This window comes from Vibrio sp. 10N.261.55.A7, assembly GCF_002877365.1.
GTDB lineage: Bacteria > Pseudomonadota > Gammaproteobacteria > Enterobacterales > Vibrionaceae > Vibrio.
This window is the reverse complement of the sequence record NZ_MCWZ01000156.1, coordinates 973-1,531: the sequence shown is the minus strand read 5'-3', so window position 1 is coordinate 1,531 and position 559 is coordinate 973. Positions and strand designations below refer to the sequence as shown.

The window sequence follows — 559 nt, the reverse complement described above, 5'->3', positions numbered from 1 at the left end:
TACCTATATTTCTGGCAAGGATGATAATAAAGACGCGAAAAAAAATGATGATTACCGCGTTGATGCCGTGACAACGGAGTTCATGATTGGATTGAGACGTTACTTTGATTATCGATATGGCATTTCTTCGTATCTGGGCGGTGGTCTAACAATTGGGTATGCGCACCAGGAAGTCAAACAAGCCGATGGTACCTATAAAAAAGAAGATGATCGAGGCTACGGACCTTGGGTAGGAACTGGAATAAAGTGGCGACCATGGAAACACTTCAACCTTGGCTTTGATGTGCGTTACTCACATTTTGAGGCCGAGCTCTTTGAAAAAGATTTAAGCTCTGGTGGTGTTCACGCTGGAGTAAACGCTGGGTTTCATTGGTAATCATACACTCCTCTCTGATGATAAAGCGAAGCTTAACGGGCTTCGTTTATCATCGACTCACAATTCCCCTTCTCGATTACAGCCCAGCAACCTCAACACCTTCATCTCAAATCGTGACTCTCAATATTGCTCTGCGCTTTTCATTTAGCCCAATCTGTCTTCTTCATTTGTATTTGTATTTGT

1 protein-coding gene is annotated in these 559 nt (G+C 42.9%); it reads left to right on the top strand.

The genetic code is table 11. The features are described from left to right. A partial coding sequence (locus BCU12_RS09370) for an outer membrane beta-barrel protein (RefSeq protein ID WP_198599297.1) occupies positions 1-376 on the top strand: 376 nt, incomplete at its 5' end. Positions 377-559: the final 183 nt, after the last annotated feature.